Source organism: Mesorhizobium sp. B2-2-3 (assembly GCF_006442405.1).
GTDB lineage: Bacteria > Pseudomonadota > Alphaproteobacteria > Rhizobiales > Rhizobiaceae > Mesorhizobium.
In genome coordinates this window covers 31,844-46,450 of sequence record NZ_VFWC01000005.1, presented here as the reverse complement: position 1 = coordinate 46,450, position 14,607 = coordinate 31,844, and the positions used below count along the sequence as shown (strand labels likewise).

Sequence of the window (14,607 nt, the reverse complement as noted above, 5' to 3'; positions counted from 1 at the left end):
CATGACAGACAATCCGCATCATCACAAAACGCCCTCCGGCAAGCCGCGCGCGCGAAGCTTCGGTATCGGCTTCGACGGCACGCCCGGCCCGTTCAACGCGATCACCGACGTGGCTGGAGTGTCGGTCGGCTATTCCACGCTGATTTCAGGCGACGGCCCGCTCGTCGTGGGCCAGGGACCGGTGCGCACCGGCGTGACCGCGATCCTGCCCAGGCCGCAGGCCGACCTTGCCACACCGGTCTTCGCCGGCATCTTCAGCCAGAACGGCAATGGCGAACTGACCGGCTCGCATATCGTCGAGGAGACCGGCGCCTTCAACTTCCCCATCACCGTCACCAACACGCATTCCTGCGGCGTTTCGCGCGACGGCACGCTGCGCTGGATGAGCCAAGTGCTGCCGGCCGCACTCGACAGCGGCTGGGGACTGCCGGTGGCAGCGGAAACCTATGACGGCTTCCTCAACGACATCAACGGCCACCACGTGACATCAGGGCATGTTGCCGAGGCGCTCGACGGTGCCGCCAGCGGACCGATCGAGGAAGGCAGCGTCGGCGGCGGCACCGGCATGATCGCCTTCGGCTTCAAGGCCGGTTCGGGCACCGCGTCGCGCATCACCGAATGGCAAGGGCGTGCCTATACTGTCGGCGCCTTCGTGCAGGCGAATTTCGGCAAGCGGCGCAATTTCACGCTTCGAGGCCTGCGCGCCGGGCTGGAGCTCGTCGAACCGGCGATCCGCGAAGGCACCCCACGTGCCGAAAAAGGCTCGATCATCGCCGTTATTGCCACCGACGCACCGTTCCTGCCGCATCAGATGAAGCGGCTGGCCCGCCGTGTGCCGCTCGGCGTCGCCATGACCGGCGGCTTCGGCTATCACAGTTCCGGCGACATCTTCCTCGCCTTCTCTACCGCCAATCCCGACGCGGCCCTGGCGCCGCCGGGCCGGATCGCTCGCGCCGAGTTCATCCCCGACAGCGACATCGATCCGTTCTTCGATGCCGTGGTCCAGGGCGTCGAGGAAGCCGTCCTCAATGCGATGGTCGCCAACGAAGACATGACCGGCCGCGACGGCAATTTCGTGCCGGCGCTGCCGAAGGCGTGGCTGGAGGAGAAATTCGGCTGAGACAAATACGCGGACCGAATGGTCCGCGTATTCATACAGGATTGCTCCTGAATTATTCCGCGGCCTTGCTCGCGGCCTGCTGGTGCTCGTCGGCCTCGGCCGCTTCCTCGAGCCGGGAGGCGATGAGTTCCTGGATGTCGCCGACTTCTTCCTGGATATCCTCCAGCGGTATGCCGACCTCGGCCGCCTTGGCAGCGCATTCCCTGGCCAGCGTCTCGGCCTGCTTCTCGATCCTGGCGTGGGACTGGCAATGGACTTTTTCGCCAATCCATCCCTGCAAGAATTCGATGGCGTGCTCACTCATATTGCTTTTCCCTGGCGGCGAAGCCGGTTGGTAATCATAAACGTCGGCATCCGGTGAAGGATGCATGTCCCCATTCCAGCCGAGTCGCCACCGGACGGCAAGCCGATGTCGTCCAAGGTCCACAGAGCCAAAGGAAATAGAGGATTGAAGAACATTTTCTGTTTCTGGGGGGCGGGTATCGTTTGGCGGGAATCCTGTCCCGCCTCGAGAGGCTGCTTCTACTTGCTTCTTACGGTTTTCAGGTCCGCTTGCATCTCAATGGCTGTCACAACAGCTGCCCGATGACGTTGCCGTTTCCAGGCACAAGCCATCGAAGCCGCCGCTATATAGTGACATCCCCATGCAATGTCGACTCTCTCCGCCGCCTTGCATGGAAGCCCCGCGAAAGCCGCATAGGTCACCGTGCCGATCAGAAGGTCTCGACCCAGGGCCTGAGCTCGAGTTCCCAGGTCCAGGCGCTGCGGTTCTGGCGATGGATGCCGAGATAGGCCTCGGCGATCGCGTCCGGCGATAACCGTCGATCCTGCGGGTCGGGAGCCCCTCCCGGCACGGTCGAGGCAATGGCGCCATCGATGACGAAATGCGCGACATGGATGTTCTTGGGGGCCAGTTCGCGAGCCATGGATTGCGCCAGTCCACGCAAGCCGAATTTGGGCATCGCGAAACCGGCCGAGCCGGCGAATCCCTTGACGCTTGCCGTCGCGCCGGTGAAGAAGATCGAGCCCGAGCCTTGCGAAAGCAGCCGGTTGGCTGCTTGCTGGCCAACCAGGAAGCCGCCATAGGCCCCCACCAGCAAGGCCTGCCTGACAGCCTCTGGATCGAGTTCGGCTATCGGGCCACGGGCGCGTCCGCTGGCATTGAAGACCACGAGCGACAGCGGGCCGGCCTTGTCAGCGACCTCGAACAGGCGCTGCACCGACGCGGCATCGGAGACATCGGTTGCCACGGCTTGGGCGCCGGTCTGCGCCAGCAACGGGTCGAGCTTCTCGACGTTGCGGGCGGCCAGCACGACACGAAAACCTTCCCTTGCGAGAAGGCGCGCAAGCGAGGCGCTCAATCCGGATCCCGCTCCGGCAATGACGGCGACATTGGATGTCATGAGCATCTCTCTTTCGCGGTGGTGACTGGATTGGAGAGGGTTGCGCCTTCCCAAGTGGAACGCAAGAGAAAGCATTTCCAAGAAAATGGCGTGTCGTCGTGGCGCGCTCCCAGGCCGCAAAAACTGTTCCCGGCAAAGAAAAATGGCCGGGCGCGAAGACGGCCCGGCCAGAAAGAAGGTCATAACCTTCAGAGGGGAACACCGTTCGGAGGAATGGGAGGAAACCTCGAACGATAATTTTATCTTGAGCCCATTTTCGCGCGCTGACGACGAATAGAATTCTAAAATTTTGCTGCCCTACAAAAATTTCTACCTGCCGAATGGCTCAGCCTGCCCGGGTCTCGGGCTCAAACAGATCGGCATAATGACGCCGCGCAACGTCGGGATGGGAGCGCAGCCTGCTCTTCAGCACATTGGTTCCGACATCGCGAAACAGCGGATTGTCGGGATCGCTGGCCGGCCCGCGCGCCTGCGCCGCCAGTTCCTCGGGAAGCTCGAGCAGCGGTATCGTGGCATCGAGCTTGGCGCTGAAGAAGAACGGCACCGAGATGCGTTCGACGCCGGCGGGCGGCGTCACGACGCGATGCACGGTGGCTCTCAAATAGCCGTTCGAGGCGAGCTCCAGCAGCTCGCCGATGTTGACGACGAGCGTTCCGGGAATCGGATCCACGTCCACCCAGCTTCCGTCATAGTCTACCTGCAGGCCCTTGTTGTCGTCCTGGAGCAGCAGCGTCAGGAAGCCGCCATCCTTATGCGCGCCGACGCCCTGGTCGCCGCCGGTCGCTTCGCGGCCGGGGTAGCGCACGATCTTCATGCGATGATTGGGTTCGCCGCCATAGATCGGATCGAAAGCGTCCTCGGCCTGGTCGAGCGACAGCGCGAAGGCCTTGAGCAGACGAATGGCCACGGCCGTCGCCTTCGCCTGCCAGGCCAGCAGCGCCGGCTTCAGCTCCGGCAACGCCGACGGCCACTGGTTCGGCCCCTGCAGCCGCGTCCAAGCAGGAATTCCCGGGCCTTGCGCGATGGGCGGGCGCTCGACGCCGATGTCGAGCTGCTCGCGCCAGTCGGCCTTGCCCTTGGTCAGTTCGCCGCCAGCGCGGGTATAACCGCGGAACTGCGAGGAATTGACCATCTCTATCGACAGCTTGTCGGCTTCCGGCAAGGCAAAGAAACGCCGCGAAGCGGCGAGCGTCTCGCTGATGTCGGCCCATGGGATGCCGTGGCCCGCCAAATAGAAAAAACCGATATCGCGCGAGGCGGAGCGCAGATCCGCCAGAAACGTCCGGCGCTCCGACGCGCCTTGTTCGAGACGGCTCAGATCGAGCACGGGCACTATTCTGGGCATGTCAGCTCCTTTCCGGGTTCTTTCCGGGTGCTGCTTGAAAACTTCGCCCGGAAAACCGGGCCCGTGGATGTGCTGCTCCTTTTCCAGCGGCCGAAGCCGCCATCGATGCCCCAAATCTCACGGAGTTCAGTGCGCCGGGAAAGGAACGATCGGCTTTTCGATGCCGCCGGGACGAACAATTTTTCTATTTGGGCGGGCAGCCTGACGATGAGCGCGATCATTGCGCGAAACAGCGGCGTGTCATTTCAGGCACAGCGCGAAGCTGTCATTGGCCCTTGAACGGCCGCGCGGGAGGCGCGTAACATCGTGGCACTTGAATTTGAGTCTGTTTCATTCGTCCGGGCTAAAGTCCGGATCGGTTTGGATAGGTCCTTGAACACGCAAGCAATCGGCAGCGCGGCGGGGCGCGGCAAATCGTTTGCCCATGTGGCGCAAGCCTCCTGGGGCAAGGGCCCTGGCACCTTGCTGCGTATCATGCGCATGACGCTGCGCCACCCTTGGCAGGTCGCCATCACCATCGTCTCGACCTTCATCGCCGCGACGCTGCAGCTTTTCATTCCGCGCCTGCTGGGACACGCCATCGACCAGGCGCAGGGCGTGGTGGCTGCCGGTGCAAATACCGGGCCGAGCAGGCGCTGTGGAATACGGCGCTGACGCTGCTCGTCGTCAGCATCCTGCGCGGCCAAGGCTGAGCGCTCCTACGGTCAGTTCCGTTCGATGGGGCGGGAAGGGTTCCGGCTGTTCCGGATCACCCTGGCATGAAACAGTCGGTTCCTGACGCATCAGCATCCCGATCCGCAAGGCAGTGAAACTGGGCGAGGACAAACCCACGCTTGTTGCGGCGGAGCAATCCTCTTTGTCTCGGTCCTCAAACGATCAGATCGTCAATTCTGATCGGCAAGTCGCGGATCCGCTTGCCGGTCGCGTGGTAGACAGCGCTGGCGACGGCAGCGGCGGTGCCGACATTGCCGAGTTCGCCCAGGCCCTTCACACCAGCCGGATTGACCTCATGGTCAATCTCCGGAACCAGTATGACGTCAAGGTCCCTGACATCGGCATTCACCGGGACCAGATAATCCTGCAGGTCGCGGTTCACATAGCGGGCATAGCGGGTATCGATCTCGGTCGCCTCATGCAGGGCCTGGCCAATGCCCCAGATCATGCCTCCCATCAGCTGGCTGCGCGCGGTGCGCGTGTTCATGATGCGCCCGGCGGCGAACGCACCGACAATGCGCGGCACACGGATTTCGCGCGTGTAGCTGTTGATGTGCACCTCCACGAATTCGGCCCCGAACGCATATTTCACCGAATCCGCGTCGGACTCGCCGCCATGGAATTCCGACTGGCCGGCATAGAGTTTTTTGAGCGCTTCGGGGGTCGAGCCCTTCGGCGCGAATTCGGCATATTCCTCGATAGCGCCTACCTGCATGGCCTTGAATATATCGGCGGTGCTTGCCGACGCCCCGCCCTTGGTGAGGATCCGTCCCTCGTGGAGGTCCAGTTCCTCATTGTGCGAGCCTGCAAGAGGGCCATCCTCCGCGACCGCTGCGGCGAACAATTTCGTGCGCACAGCATCACACGCCTTGAGCACGGCCGAACAGACGCTGGCAGTGGAAATCGAACCTCCCGATACCGGCGCCGGCGGCAAGGCACTGTCGCCCATCTCGACGGCGACCTTGCCGATGTCGACACCGAGACGTTCCGCCGCCATCTGGCCGGCAACGGTTCGCACACCGGTGCCGATTTCATGCGAGCCGCACTGCACGCGCACGTCTCCTTCGGCCGTCAGGCGCACGCGGGCCGCGCATGGCGCGGCCGCGGTCGGGTAGACTGCCGTCGCGCATCCCATGCCGACGAGCCAGTCTCCGTCACGCATCGAGCCGACTTTCGCATCCCGTCTCGTCCAGCCGAAGGCATCAGCGGCCTGATCGTAGCATTTCATCAGCGACCGGCTGGAGAACGGCTTGCCGCCGATCGGCTCCTTCTGGGGCTCGTTGATCCGGCGAAATTCGATCGGGTCCATGCCGAGTGCGACGGCCATTTCGTCCATGGCGCTCTCGAGGGCATAGACGTAGGGCGTCTCGGGCGGCGAGCGCATATAACCGGGCGTGTTGCGATCCGCCTGCACCAGCGAGACATGCGTCAGCACCGAGCCATAAGCATACATGCGACCGGTGGCCGAAGTCCCGCCGACGACATAGGAATCGGGTCTCGAGGTCACCTCCCAGCCCTCATGGCCGAAAGCAGTGATGCGGCCGTCCTTGCCGGCGCCGATGCGGATGCGGTGCCGGGTTTCGGCCCGATAGGTGTGGGTGCCGAACGCCTGCATGCGGCTGACCACACAGCGCACCGGCCGGCCAAGCCGCCTGGCGGCCACAGCCACGATGGCCGTTCGCGCCGTCATCGGCCCCTTCGAGCCGAATGCGCCGCCTACGTTGGGGCAGACGATGCGCACATTCGCTGGGTCGAGCCTCAATTGCCGCGCCAACTCGACTTTCCAGCCGGTCACGTTCTGGGAGGGCTCGTAAACGGTGAGTTGGTCGCCTTGCCAAACAGCGGTGGTCGAGAACAGCTCTATCGGGTTGTGATGCTGGGTCGGCGTCGAATACCGCGCATCGATCTTCATCGGGGCCGATTCATAGGCGGCATCGAAATCGCCGGCCTTGACGTCATCCTTGAACAACGGGCTTTTGCCGGCGGCGTCGATGGTCTTTGTCCCCGGCATGTCGAAACTGGCGGTCGGCTTTTCCTCGGCATAGTCCGCGCGGATCCTTTGCGCCGCCTCCTCGGCTGCTTCGAAGGTCTCGGCGACCACCAGCGCAATGATCTGACCGTCATGGAAGATCGCCTTGTCATGCAGCGGCCCGATAGAACTCGCGCCGGTATTTCCGAATTTCGGCGTCTCGACCTTGTCGAGGTCGCCATAGGTGACGATGTCGAGGACGCCGGGCACCGAGCGCGCGTCATCCAGGTAAAGCCTGGCGACCTTGCCCTTGGCGATGCTGCTCGTCGCGAGCACGGCGTGCGCAATGTTGGCAGCCGGGAGATCCGCCGCGTATTCGGCCTGGCCGGTCACTTTCAGCCGCGCATCGATACGCGGCAGCGGCTGTCCCATGTTTTCCTTCGGCTGTGGAGCGGCGACGTTCATGATCACACCTTCATGTCACGGGTTTCGAGCAGCCCCCTGATCAAGGTTCGCTTGCCGAGTTTTATCTTGAATGCATTGTGCCGACGCGGCTGGGCCTCGGCGAACGCGGCTTCGGCGGCCTCGGCCGCCGCTGCCTCGTCGAGCACCTTGCCGCGCAGGATCTCCTCCGCCGCTCTTGCCCGCCAGGGTACGGTCGCCACGCCGCCAAGCGCGATGCGCGCCTCGTTCACGGTCTCGCCGTCGAGGTCGAGGGCGACCGCGGCCGATGCAAGGGCAAACGCATAGGATTGCCGATCGCGGATCTTGAGATAGCGCGAACGCCTGGTCCATGCGCCGGCGGGCACCTCTATGGCGGTGACGATCTCGTCGGGTGCCAGGTCGGTCTCGATGTGAGGGCTGTCCTCGGGCAGGCGATGCAGGCTGGCAAACGGAATCTTTCGCCGCCCGTTGTGGCCTTGGACATGAACCGTGGCGTCAAGCGCGATCAGGGCCTGGGCAAAGTCACCGTGATAGGTCGCGATGCAGTTCTCACTGGTCCCCAGCACGGCATGCTGGCGGTTGAACCCGTCCATCGCGGCGCAGCCCGAGCCTGGCTCGCGCTTGTTGCATGGCCATGAGGTTTCGCGGAAATATTCGCAGCGGGTGCGCTGCAGGATGTTGCCGGCAAGACTTGCCATGTTGCGCAGCTGGCCGCTTGCCGCCAGTTGCAGGCTCTCCGCGATCACCGGATACCGACGCTTGATCTCGGCATTCTCGGCCGCGTCGCCCATCCGCACAAGAGCGCCAAGGCGCAGACCCTCACCATCGGTCTCGATCCGCCGCAATGCCGGTTCGGAGAGACCGTTCAAATCGAGCAAGCGTTCCGGCCGGGCGACGCCGAGTTTCATATAGTCGGCGAGATTGGTGCCACCGGCAATGAACTGCGCGGGGGCTTGCGTCGGCGGATGCCTGGTGGCCGAGCGCGAGGCGACGGCGACCGCCGCGGAGAGGCTGGCGGGCCTCTCATAGACGAAAGGATGCATCTCAGGCCCTCCTGATCTGGTCGCGGGCCTGGACGATTGCCGCGACGATGTTCGGGTATGCCGCGCATCGGCAAAGGTTGCCGCTCATATATTCGCGAATGTCGTCCTCTGAACCGGCATGTCCTTCGTGGACGCAGCCGATCGCGGACATGATCTGGCCGGGCGTGCAATAGCCGCACTGGAACGCATCGTGATCGATGAAGGCCTGCTGCATCGGATGCAGGCCGCCATCCGTCGACGCCAACCCTTCGACGGTGGTTACCGCCTTGCCCTCGTTCATCACCGCGAAGCTGAGGCAGGAGAGCACGCGATGGCCATCGACCAGCACCGTACAGGCACCGCATTGGCCATGATCGCAACCTTTCTTCGTGCCCGTCAGGCCGACATGGTCGCGCAAGGCGTCGAGCAGGCTGGTTCGGCTGTCGAGCGCCAGATTGTATGGCTGCTTGTTGATGGTCAGTGTTGTCATGACAGGCTCGTTTGGCTTGGCGGCAGCAGCCGGAGGCTCCTCGGACCTGGCTGTCGAGGCCAGAAGCGGAGTCACCGCAGCCGCGGAGACGGTCGCGGTCATAAAGCTTCGTCTGCTGAGACTGGAGGAGTTTGGGGGAACATGCTCGGACATCGCTGGCTCCGTCGCTCGCTATGTCGCGACCAAACCCCTCATCGGGGCCATTGTTCCGGGCCATCCGCGATAAAACGCACAAGGAAGACGGCTCGCAAGGCAAGCCGCCCGATTTGGATGCAAGGATATGACGGGTCCGTTCGAGACCGTGCCCGTCCTACCCTGGCGAATTTGCAGGCGCGCGGCCGATCCCCTAACAAGGCGCGCGGGCCCTCACTGCTGGCGGGCAATTCCGAGAATATCAAGCGCCTGCGCGGCAGAAGCAATCGGGCGCCCCGTGCGGCCAGCGGCTTCGACGATTGCCGCGACCCGTTCGGCATTGTCGCGGGCGAGGCTGCCATCGGCGTGCCAGAGAGAGTTCTCGAAGCCGACCCGCACGTGCCCTCCCGCCGCGATCGCCGCCGTCAGCGCCAAGGTCTCGCCCCGTCCGAAGGCGCAGACCGACCATACGGCGCCTTCAAGACCATGCGCATCGAGCCCTTCAAGGAAGACATCGAGGTCTTCGGGCCGGCTTTCCTGATCGGCGGCATAGCGTCCAAGGACGAACAGCAGCCGGGGGCTTGTGGGCTCCGCCAGAATGCCTCGCCGCCGCAGATCGATGAAACGGTCGAGATCGGCCCGATCATAGAGAATGTGCTGGACCGCGATGCCTTCCCGACCGGCCCACGCGAAGAAGCGGGCCGGCTCCGCCTCGCCATCGCTGATTATCTCACGCAAGCCGATCGAGACGGAAACCGGATGAAGCGCCCGAACAAGGTCCATCTGTTCGCGTGGCGAATAGAGCCCGATCGCTTCAGTCGTGATCTGGATCGCCATGACGCCCTGCGTCCGCTCCCGGATCGCCGCGATGGCATCCCGGTAAAGCGCGGCGTCAAGCGTGTGCCGGCCTGAAGCATCGCGGACATGCACATGGATGGCGGCGGCGCCGGCAGCGAGACACTGCCTCGCCGTTTCGGCAAGTTCGTCGGCGGTCATCGGCAGAGCCGGATGATCGGCCTTCGTTCTGCGCGCTCCGTTCGGCGCAACCATGATCAGCAACGGCTTCAATTTCATCTCCGGGCCCAATTGGCTCTCCCGCAACGTGGTTTTCCATGCTTCATTTCACCGACTCGCACAGGTAGGACAGCATGAACGCCACCGCCCAAGGGATTTCCGCCTTCGCCACCGCCGCCGAACTCGGCCGCGCGCTCGCCGATGGCAACACATCCTCGACCGAGATCGTCCGGCGCGCGCTGGATCGTGTCGACGTTCATGACAATTCGCTGCATGCGTTCGTCCGGCTGTTTCCTGAGGCTGCGCTCCAGGCCGCCGGCGAAGCCGACGAGCGTCGCCGTCGCGGCGTCTCGAAAGGGCCGCTGGACGGTATCCCTTTCGCGGCCAAGGACCTGCTTGACGTCGAAGGCTATCCGACCCTGGCAGGCTCGAAAGCGCTTGCGGGCGAACCCGCAACCGCCACGGCAACGGCAATCGAACGCCTTGTCGCGGCCGGGATGATCCTGCTGGGCAAGGTGCACACCGTGGAATTTGCTTTTGGCAGTTGGGGGACCAACCCGGTCGCCGGCACGCCCCTGAACCCGCGTGACAGCGCCATCCCGCGCGCGCCGGGCGGATCGTCGAGCGGTTCGGGCGTGGCCGTCGCCGCCGGACTGGTGCCGGTCGCGCTCGGCACCGACACTACGGGCTCCATCCGCAATCCGTCCGCCATGTGCGGAATCGTGGGCCTGAAGACGTCCTTCGGCCTTATCGGGCGCGGCGGCTTGCTGCCGCTTGCCATGTCCTTCGACAGCATCGGTCCCATGACCCGGTCGGTGGAGGATGCAGCCCTTCTGCTGGCCGCGCTCGAGGGTCCCGATCCCGGCGATCCGGCCACCTTTGGCGTGGCGCCGACCTCGCCGCTCGACGGGCTCGAGCGGAGCATATCGGGCCTTCGCCTGCGCATCCCCTCGGCCCTGGACCTTGCCGGCGTAGACCCCGGCATCCTGGACCGCTTCGACTCCACCGTCGCTGAACTGGAGGCGCTCGGTGCCAATGTCGATCGGATGCCGATGCCGCAATCTTACGACACCTACAAGGCCCTGGCCGGCGACATCATGGCCGTCGAAGCCTGGCATCATCTCGGCCGTTACGTGGAACCCGCGGACAGCGGCGTCGGCACGGCGATCCGCATGCGGGTTCTCAAGGGCAGGGAAATCGGCCTCGCCGCTTATCACGAGTTGATTGCAAGGCGCCGGGCCGCGCAGATCGAGTTTCATCGCGATCTCGAAGGCGCCGATGCGTTCCTGACGCCAACGGCGCCGATTACCGCGCCGCCATTGGCCGACATCGATGAGACAACGACGCCGCTTGGGACGTTTACCCGCATGGTGAACCTCCTCGACATGGCAGCGCTCAGCGTCCCCATCGGTCTCGTCAATGGTCTGCCCGCAGGATTGCAGATCGCGGTTCGCCGCTTCCAGGATCCGCTGGCGCTGAGGATCGGGCGGGCGCTCGAGATCCGGCGCGGCGGCCTGTTCGAACAGCCGCCGGGCTACGCCACGCCGTAAGCTGCCCGTTCATTCACCGCTCGCATACAGCCAACGTGCGACAAGAGCGTCGGTGTCGGCACCGAAATCCGCGCGCGCGCCTTCGGAAAAAACCGTGCCGTTCTTGACCACATAGACGTAGTCGGTGATGGCAAGCGCGGCGCGAATATCCTGGTCGACCAGCAGCACGGCCTTGCCGAGTTCGCGGGCAAGATCGCGGACGATGTCGTAGATCGTCTCGCTGGTCTGCGGATCGACGCCGGCGGTCGGTTCGTCGATCAGGTAGACCGACGGATCGGCCATCAGGCTGCGTGCGATCTCGACCTGTCGCTGCTGGCCTCCCGAGAGCTGGCCGGCAGGCTGCGTGCGTTTCTCCCGAACGACGGGAAACCGCTCATAGACATGTTCCAGTTTCTCGGTCAGCACCGTCTTCTTCGGCCTGGCATGCCAGAGACCGAGTTTCAGGTTCGATTCGACCGAGAGATGAGGAAAGAGGCTCGGCCGCTGCGGCAGGTAGGCCAGGCCAAGGCCCAGCATCCGGAAGGGCGGGTTTCCGGTGATGTCCACGTCTCGCAGAAGCACCCGGCCAGCACTCGGTTTCAGAAAGCCGAACAACGCCTTGAGAAGCGTCGACTTGCCCGTGCCGTTCGGGCCGACCACACAGGAAATGCTGCCAGACCAGGCTCTGACCGAAACGTCGCGCAATATGTCGATGTCGCGCGTATAGCCGGCGACAAGGTTCTCGCAGGCGATCAGCGGCGGGGTCGATGGCAGGGAAGCGGTTTCCATCATCGTGCTTCCCGATGCGTTGCGCGGGATCCCGTATAGGCGTGCACGACCTCGGGATTGCGCAGCACCTCGGCGACCGCGCCGTCGGCGATCTTGCGCCCTCGCGCCATCACCATGACGCGCGTTACGACCGACTGAATAGCCTCGAGGTTGTGATCGACAACGACGATGGTGTGACCGTCGCGATTGAGGCTCCTTATGTGCTCGATGATCTCCTCCAGCAGGCGCGGGTGGACGCCGGCGAAGGGCTCGTCCAGAAGCAGCAATCTCGGTTTGAGCATCAGCGCCCGGCCGAGTTCCAGCAGCTTCTGCTGGCCGCCGGAAAGCGCTCTTGCATAACTGTCGGCGAGATGGTCGAGCCTCAGGAAAGCAAGAACCCCACGGGCGCGCTCCTCTGCCGCGGCGCGCCGTTCCGCCGGGTCGGAAAGCGCCGGCACGATCAGGTTTTCCAGGACGGTCATGCGGCGGAACAGGCGGGGAACCTGAAAAGTACGGGCAACACCGCGGCGCGCGAAAAGATTGGCCGGCGAGCGCGCCATGTCGGTGCCCTCGACGAGGATGGCACCGCCGTCGGGTTTGAGCGCGCCCGTCACCATGTTGATGGTGGTTGTCTTTCCCGAGCCGTTGGGACCGATCAACCCGACAATTTCGCCGCGGGCCAAGGCAAAGGATAAGCCTTCGACGGCATGGATGCCGCCGAAATGCTTGGCAAGACCACTGACCGAGAAAAAAGCGGTGTCCTTCTCAACCGGCATGGGGTTCCTCGGTGGTAGCAGTTGGAACAGGCGCTTGTTCCCGTGGCCGCGCGCGGAAGCGCGCCCAGTTTTCGACCATCGGATACAGGCCGTTCTGCGCGAAGCGTTGCACCAGGATAAGCGCCAGACCCATCAGCACGAAACGCCATTCGCCGTAGGACCGCAGCGTCTCGGAAAGCAGGAAGACGACGACTGCGCCGACCACGGCGCCGGGCAGGCTTTCGATGCCGCCGATCACCGCCATCGCGATAACCAGACCCATCTCCGGCAGGATAGCCATGTTGGGCGTCAGGATGCCGATGAAATGGCCGTAATAAATGCCGGCTATCGCCGCGATCACGCTGGTTACCACGAAGACGAGGATCTTGTAGCGCGTGGTATCCACCCCGCTGGCGCGCGCGGCGCCCTCGTCTTCCCGGATGGCACGTAGAAAAAGACCGACGCGGGTCGCCAACAAGGCATTCATTCCCAATACCGCCAGGACGACGAGCGCAAGGCCGAGATAGTAATAAGGCAGGTCCGATCGACCGGAAAAGAGGCCGGGCACCGGCAAGCCCAGCATGCCGCGTGTGATGTCCTCCTCCGCGACCAGAACGAGGCGGAAGATTTCCGAAATGGCAAGCGTGAAGAGGGCCAGATAAGGCCCGGAAAGCCTCAGGACGAGCGCGCCGATCAGGGCGCCGGCCACGACGGCAAGAGCGATGGCGGCAAGAATGGCAAGCGGCAGCGGCATGCCGATCTGGCCAACGAACAAGGCCGAGGCATATCCGCCCAGCGCGGCAAAAGCCACATGGGCGAAGGAGAACTGACCGGCGAAACCGGCAAGCAGCGCCCAGCTCGCGGCAAGCAGCGCATAGTACCAGGCGATGGCGCCGACGTGGGTCCAGTATGGTCCGACGCCGAGCGGCACCAGCAACGCTACCACGAGCAGAATCGCCTGAGCCGATTGCGAGAATGTTGGACGGATCATTGCCGTGCCCCTATTCCAGCCGCAGATGCGAGCGGCCGAACAGGCCGGTCGGCCGGAAGAGCAACGCAATGACGAGCAGCAGCGCTCCGAACGCCTGCGTATAGGCAAGCGCGCGATTGGGATCCGGCAGATAGCCGACACCCAGCCCTTGCACCAGGCCGAGCAGGATGCCGCCGGTAATGCTTCCGCCGACGGAACCCATGCCGCCGAGCACGATGATGATGAAGGCCTGCACGGCCGGCAACTCACCCATCGACGGCGACAGGGCGAAGATCGGCGCGATCAACGCCCCTGCCCCGCCGGCAAGCGCCGAGCCGATGCCGAAAGCGATGGTGTACATGCGGCGTGGATCGATACCGATGACCGCGGCGGACTCGCGGCTCTGGCTCACCGCATCGAGTGCCTGGCCAAGCGAGGTGCGCTTCAGGAAAAGCGTCAGACCGACAAGCAGGAGGACGGCAGCGACCGCAGCGATCAGCCGGTCGTAAGGCAGGATCAACGGACCGAGGATCAGCGCTCCTGTCATGAAGGACGGCGGCGCCTTGGCGAAGGGACCGAAGACGACAAGGCCGAGATTGGTGATCAGAATGGTGAGGCCGAAGGTGACGATAATGGCGTATTCGTCCTTGCGCTCGACCTTGTCGGTATACATCGGCGCTATGACGAGCCTCTCGAAGAGCACGCCGAAGATGAACAGGGCCACCATCGCGCCGGCGACACCGACAAGCGGCGGCGCATGGAACCAGGCGATGATGTAGTAGGACGCATAGCCGCCCAGCATATAGAGCGATCCATGGCCGAAATTGACGACCTTCAACACCGAGAAGACCAAAGTGAGCCCCGCCGCCGTCAGCGCGAAAATGAGGCCGATGACCAGGCCGTTGACGGCCAGGAGGAGGAAATAGCTCATG

At 64.0% G+C, this 14,607-nt stretch carries 15 protein-coding genes; 4 read left to right on the top strand and 11 right to left on the bottom strand.

Annotated elements, in window-relative coordinates; all coding sequences use genetic code 11:
- Position 1 precedes the first annotated feature (1 nt).
- A complete protein-coding gene (locus FJ951_RS10840) occupies positions 2-1,120 on the top strand; it encodes a P1 family peptidase (RefSeq protein ID WP_140515017.1) in 1,119 nt (372 codons plus the stop codon).
- Positions 1,121-1,172: 52 nt separating this feature from the next.
- Here FJ951_RS10840 and FJ951_RS10835 read toward each other — a convergent pair whose 3' ends face one another.
- The 3 genes from FJ951_RS10835 to FJ951_RS10825 form a co-directional block, all read right to left on the bottom strand.
- The gene (locus FJ951_RS10835; protein ID WP_140498383.1) at positions 1,173-1,424 is read right to left on the bottom strand and encodes a DUF768 domain-containing protein; all 252 of its coding nucleotides are present in this window, start codon (positions 1,422-1,424) and stop codon (positions 1,173-1,175) included.
- Between the two features lie 409 nt (positions 1,425-1,833).
- Positions 1,834-2,523, bottom strand: a complete 690-nt coding sequence (locus tag FJ951_RS10830) for an SDR family NAD(P)-dependent oxidoreductase (RefSeq protein ID WP_140515016.1) — start codon at positions 2,521-2,523, stop codon at positions 1,834-1,836.
- A gap of 325 nt (positions 2,524-2,848) precedes the next feature.
- Positions 2,849-3,868 carry an isopenicillin N synthase family oxygenase gene (locus FJ951_RS10825; RefSeq protein WP_140515014.1) on the bottom strand — a complete coding sequence of 340 codons (1,020 nt, stop codon included), beginning with the start codon at positions 3,866-3,868 and terminating at the stop codon, positions 2,849-2,851.
- Positions 3,869-3,931: 63 nt separating this feature from the next.
- Here FJ951_RS10825 and FJ951_RS10820 point away from each other — a divergent pair, with 63 nt between their 5' ends.
- Both FJ951_RS10820 and FJ951_RS10815 read left to right on the top strand, forming a co-directional pair.
- On the top strand, positions 3,932-4,147 hold the full coding sequence (locus FJ951_RS10820; RefSeq protein WP_140498386.1) for a hypothetical protein: 216 nt from the start codon (positions 3,932-3,934) through the stop codon (positions 4,145-4,147).
- A 93-nt stretch (positions 4,148-4,240) separates the two neighbouring features.
- Positions 4,241-4,522, top strand: a complete 282-nt coding sequence (locus FJ951_RS10815; RefSeq protein ID WP_224619155.1) for a hypothetical protein — start codon at positions 4,241-4,243, stop codon at positions 4,520-4,522.
- Between the two features lie 214 nt (positions 4,523-4,736).
- On the opposite strand, the gene FJ951_RS10810 is transcribed toward FJ951_RS10815, so the two are convergent.
- The 4 genes from FJ951_RS10810 to FJ951_RS10795 form a co-directional block, all read right to left on the bottom strand.
- Positions 4,737-7,016, bottom strand: a complete 2,280-nt coding sequence (locus FJ951_RS10810) for a xanthine dehydrogenase family protein molybdopterin-binding subunit (RefSeq protein ID WP_140515013.1) — start codon at positions 7,014-7,016, stop codon at positions 4,737-4,739.
- 2 nt (positions 7,017-7,018) lie between these two features.
- Complete coding sequence (locus FJ951_RS10805) at positions 7,019-8,038, bottom strand: xanthine dehydrogenase family protein subunit M (protein ID WP_140515011.1); 1,020 nt, start codon at positions 8,036-8,038, stop codon at positions 7,019-7,021.
- A gap of 1 nt (position 8,039) precedes the next feature.
- Positions 8,040-8,660, bottom strand: a complete 621-nt coding sequence (locus FJ951_RS10800; RefSeq protein WP_140498389.1) for a (2Fe-2S)-binding protein — start codon at positions 8,658-8,660, stop codon at positions 8,040-8,042.
- A 213-nt stretch (positions 8,661-8,873) separates the two neighbouring features.
- Positions 8,874-9,707 (bottom strand): 3-keto-5-aminohexanoate cleavage protein, encoded by an 834-nt coding sequence (locus tag FJ951_RS10795; protein WP_210239614.1) that lies wholly within the window; start codon positions 9,705-9,707, stop codon positions 8,874-8,876.
- Between the two features lie 80 nt (positions 9,708-9,787).
- Here FJ951_RS10795 and FJ951_RS10790 point away from each other — a divergent pair, with 80 nt between their 5' ends.
- Positions 9,788-11,203: an amidase gene (locus tag FJ951_RS10790; RefSeq protein WP_140515008.1), complete on the top strand. Its 1,416-nt coding sequence runs from the start codon at positions 9,788-9,790 to the stop codon at positions 11,201-11,203.
- Between the two features lie 9 nt (positions 11,204-11,212).
- On the opposite strand, the gene FJ951_RS28725 is transcribed toward FJ951_RS10790, so the two are convergent.
- Genes FJ951_RS28725 through FJ951_RS10770 form a run of 4 tightly spaced genes read right to left on the bottom strand, consistent with a single transcriptional unit; the run spans position 11,213 to position 14,606 of the window.
- Entirely contained in the window at positions 11,213-11,971 is a 759-nt protein-coding gene (locus FJ951_RS28725) for an ABC transporter ATP-binding protein (RefSeq protein ID WP_181168460.1), read from the bottom strand.
- Positions 11,971-12,726: an ATP-binding cassette domain-containing protein gene (locus FJ951_RS10780; RefSeq protein WP_140515007.1), complete on the bottom strand. Its 756-nt coding sequence runs from the start codon at positions 12,724-12,726 to the stop codon at positions 11,971-11,973. The genes FJ951_RS28725 and FJ951_RS10780 overlap by 1 nt, the downstream gene beginning before the upstream one ends.
- Positions 12,716-13,696, bottom strand: coding sequence for a branched-chain amino acid ABC transporter permease (locus tag FJ951_RS10775; protein ID WP_140498394.1), 981 nt, complete (start codon positions 13,694-13,696; stop codon positions 12,716-12,718). Before FJ951_RS10775 ends, FJ951_RS10780 begins: the two co-directional genes overlap by 11 nt.
- A gap of 10 nt (positions 13,697-13,706) precedes the next feature.
- Positions 13,707-14,606: a branched-chain amino acid ABC transporter permease gene (locus FJ951_RS10770; RefSeq protein ID WP_140515005.1), complete on the bottom strand. Its 900-nt coding sequence runs from the start codon at positions 14,604-14,606 to the stop codon at positions 13,707-13,709.
- Between the last annotated feature and the right edge of the window lies 1 nt (position 14,607).